This is a genomic window from Desulfobacter sp. (assembly GCF_050177295.1).
Genome location: NZ_JBFXHE010000423.1, coordinates 1 through 3,830, shown reverse-complemented (window position 1 = coordinate 3,830; position 3,830 = coordinate 1). Strand labels below are relative to the sequence as shown.

The following is a 3,830-nucleotide window of genomic DNA, read 5'->3' as shown; positions in this document are numbered from 1 at the left end:
GCACAGAAGATGTCGGGTTTGTACATTTCGATCAGGGTTTCGGTTTCATGCTGGCTGATGTCGTCCACAATCAGGGAGCCCTCGGCCATGTCGGGAACCATGCCCTCGTACTCTTTGAAGGCAAATCCCTTTTCTTCCAGGGCTTTCATCTGCGCTTCGGTCTTTCTGGGGTTGTACCGGGTCGCATCGGGTTCGATTTCCAGTTCTTCAATGTTTCTGGAGTCCGCATCAATTTTGATGTCCGGAATGACGTGGCGTCCTTCATAATCATCCCTGTGGGCAAACTCGTATCCGGCGGAGAGCACTTCCATGCCCAGATCCCTGAACAGTTCCTGGTAGTGGTGGGCACGGGAACCGCCCACAAACATCATGGCTGTTTTACCTTCGCACCGGGGTCTGATCTCTTTGATCTTGGCTTCAACCGGCACCATCTCCTCGGCAATCACTTTCTCCACCGTGTCGATAAGTTCCTGGTCTTCAAAATAGGCGGCTATTTTGCGCAGACTGCTTGCGGTCGACTTGGGCCCCAGGAAGCTGACTTTTATCCAGGGGATACCGTATTTGATCTCAAGCATGTCGGCCACGTAGTTGATGGATCTGTGGCACATGACCGCATTGAGATCTGCGGTGTGACAGTTGGCAAACTGGTCAATGGTGGAGTTGCCGGAAAAGGTGGAAACAACGCTGATGCCGCATTTTTCAAGCAGATCGTCAATGATGAAGGCGTCGCCGCCGATGTTGTACTCGCCCAGCAGGTTGATCTTGTATTTGGCGTCGGAGATGGTGTCGTCCAGACCCACAACATGGGTAAAAATGGTGTTGTTGGCAATGTGATGACCTGCGGACTGGCTTACACCCTTATATCCTTCACAGGAGAAACCAAATATATTGATGCCCAGTTCAGCTTTCATCTCTCTGGCCACGGCATGGATATCATCACCGATCAGACCCACCGGACAGGTGGAGAAGATGGAGATGGCCTTGGGTTTGAAAATGTCGTATGCTTCCTGGATGGCGGCCTTGAGCTTCTTTTCTCCGCCGAAAACAATATCTTCGTCCTGCATGTCCGTGGAAAAACAGTAGGTCATGTAGTTTTCTGATTCCGGTGTCTCGGGACGGGTCTGGTTGCGCCGGGTCAGCCATGAATAGAATCCGCAGCCGATCGGTCCGTGGGTCAGGTTGATGATGTCCCGGGTCGGGCCCATGATAACGCCCTTGCACCCTGCATAGCAGCACCCTCTCTGGGTGATGATGCCCGGGACGGTTCTGACGTTGGCACCGACGGTGAGTCCGGCTTTATCTTCTTCGCTTGAAACCGGCATGATCTGCTTGCCGCGTTTCCGGGCCACTTTGGGCGGATACTTGGCCAGTATTTCTTTTTTTACATCTTCCGGATTAACGGTGATGGTTCGTTCGCCTGTCATATGTTTATACCCCTATCTTATCTCTTGTGTTGTTTTGCTTAAAATTCGTCCAGAACCGCGTCTCCGCTTTCTGATGTTCTAACGGAGATGGAATTTACCGTGGGTTGCACCCAGATTTTCCCGTCTCCTGGCTGTCCGGTTTGGTTGGCTTTAATAATGGTATCTACGGTTTTTTGCACCAGCTTGTCCGGAACCACCACAAACAGTGCCCGTTTGGGGCGCAGGAGATCGCTTTGGCCCAATTGGGCTATGGCCTCTTCATGGCCTTCTTGCGCGCCCTTGAGCAGGTCCATGTTCACCAAGCCTTTTCCCCGTCCCAGGCACTCAAAAGCGGTCATGGAAGAGATGCCCGCGTCGATCAGAGCCTTTTTGGTCTCATTGATCTTATTCATGCGGACGACGGCCATGATCTCTTTCATGATGCCACCTCTTCATCCAGGTCGATGTCTTTTTTGCCTGAGCTGATGGTATAAGTATCAAGAACCGGAGATATGAAAATCTTGCCGTCCCCGAATGCGCCTTTCTCACCGGTCCTGGCGGTTTCTAAAATGGTTTTCAGAACAAAATCGCGATCTTTTTCATCAATAACCGAGATGAGCATCTCCTTGGGAATCTCGTCATAGGTGATTTCACCTATTTTGATTCCGCGCTGCTTTCCGCGTCCGGCGACACTCATCCGGGTGACCGCCGGATAACCGGATTCCATCAGAGCGGCCATAACTGCGTTAACTTTCTCAGGTCTAACAATGGCTTTGATCATTACTTTCATGTCAGTACTCCTTATGGCGCTGCGGTTATAAGTTTATGAAGCGATTCCGTATTCGATAAGCATGCTTTCCAGCTCTTCAATTTCCAGGGGGGTGGGGATGACGAACATTGTGTTTTCATCCATTTTTCTGGACAGTGCACGGTATTCATCTGCCTGGGGGTGTTCCGGTGCAAAGTCGATAACGGTTTTTCTGTTGATCTCAGCCTGCTGAACCATGTTGTCCCTGGGAACAAAATGAAGCATCTGGGTGCCCAATCTCTTGGCCAGCTGCCGAATCATTTCCTCTTCGTTGGCCACCATACGGGAGTTGCAGATCAGCCCGCCCAGGCGAACGCCGCCGGACTGGGCAAATTTCACGATACCCTTGCAGATGTTGTTGGCTGCGTACATGGCCATCATCTCGCCGGAGACGACAATATAGATCTCCTGGGCTTTACCTTCACGGATGGGCATGGCAAAGCCGCCGCACACAACGTCACCCAGAACGTCATAAAATACATAATCCAGCTTCTGCTCTTCGTCATAGGCGCCCAGCTGTTCCAGCAGGTTGATGGAGGTGATGATACCGCGGCCGGCACAACCGACACCGGGTTCGGGCCCGCCTGATTCCGTACACAGAACCCCGCCGTATCCTTCTTTTCTAACATCTTCAAGTTCTACGTCTTCACCCTCTTCCCTTAGAGTATCCAGAACGGTTTTCTGGGCCAGGCCGTTGAGCATGAGGCGTGTGGAGTCTGACTTGGGATCGCAGCCCACGATCATGATTTTTTTACCTGCTTCCACCAGTCCTGCAACTATATTCTGGGTTGTAGTGGATTTGCCGATGCCGCCTTTTCCGTAGATTGCTACTTTTCTCATTATTTTCCAAAGCTCCTAAAGTTAAAATTGGTTGTTTTCAACAGACCCATGACCTGTCGCGCCGTCGTAATGCCTGTAATTGCAACGGATGTTCCATCGGGAGACCAAACCAATGTAAAAAAATATAACTTGCTTGATTTACGTTTATTTTGAATAAAAAAAATTTTATTCATGTTTGAAAAAACGAGTCAAAGACTGAAATATTACAAATATGATATGTTTGTATGTTCAAATATGTAATTTTTAAGATTATTTAATTTTATCTTGCAATGTTCTTAAGCAGATCTTTAATTTTATTTTTGAAAAATTTCCGAAAAAATTGGAAAATGCCTACGATAAGGCCTTTTTATACAAAATAGGGATCAGATCGTGCCTAAATCAATAAAATTATTTTTTTCATGAAGTGCCCGACGAATAGATCTAAAATTTTAAGGATATTTTGACTCCAATACCTATGAATATCACCAAAAAACACAACGCCATAGTCGCCTTACCGATAACTCACCAACCACCATAAAAATATTACACAGATGCAATAAATAAAAAAATAGATATATTTCGGCACGACATCGCACCAAAAGGCTTTGACGCAGTAACCGATCATTCCATTCTTTTTTTTCAAATTATTATCAACTTTAAAAAGACACTACCCATAGGGAATATCCCAGCTACCAGACTCTGTAACACACAAATAATTTGCATATAAATTATTTGTGTGTTAATTTTTTTAAAAATGAATAAACCGTGAGGGTCAATTGGTATTTGAAGATTGTGTATGT

Annotated in this window: 4 protein-coding genes; all 4 read right to left on the bottom strand. The window is 47.3% G+C overall.

From position 1 onward, the window contains the following. Positions 1 to 1,424 (bottom strand): nitrogenase component I subunit alpha (locus tag AB7U36_RS20325; RefSeq protein ID WP_428161451.1); only part of this gene is annotated, 1,424 nt, incomplete at its 3' end. A gap of 38 nt (positions 1,425 to 1,462) precedes the next feature. After that, positions 1,463 to 1,843 (bottom strand): P-II family nitrogen regulator, encoded by a 381-nt coding sequence (locus AB7U36_RS20320; RefSeq protein ID WP_428161450.1) that lies wholly within the window; start codon positions 1,841 to 1,843, stop codon positions 1,463 to 1,465. Continuing rightward, positions 1,840 to 2,193: a P-II family nitrogen regulator gene (locus tag AB7U36_RS20315; RefSeq protein WP_428161449.1), complete on the bottom strand. Its 354-nt coding sequence runs from the start codon at positions 2,191 to 2,193 to the stop codon at positions 1,840 to 1,842. Before AB7U36_RS20315 ends, AB7U36_RS20320 begins: the two co-directional genes overlap by 4 nt. Positions 2,194 to 2,226: 33 nt before the next feature. Continuing rightward, a complete protein-coding gene (gene nifH, locus AB7U36_RS20310; protein WP_428161448.1) occupies positions 2,227 to 3,051 on the bottom strand; it encodes a nitrogenase iron protein in 825 nt (274 codons plus the stop codon). Positions 3,052 to 3,830: the final 779 nt, after the last annotated feature.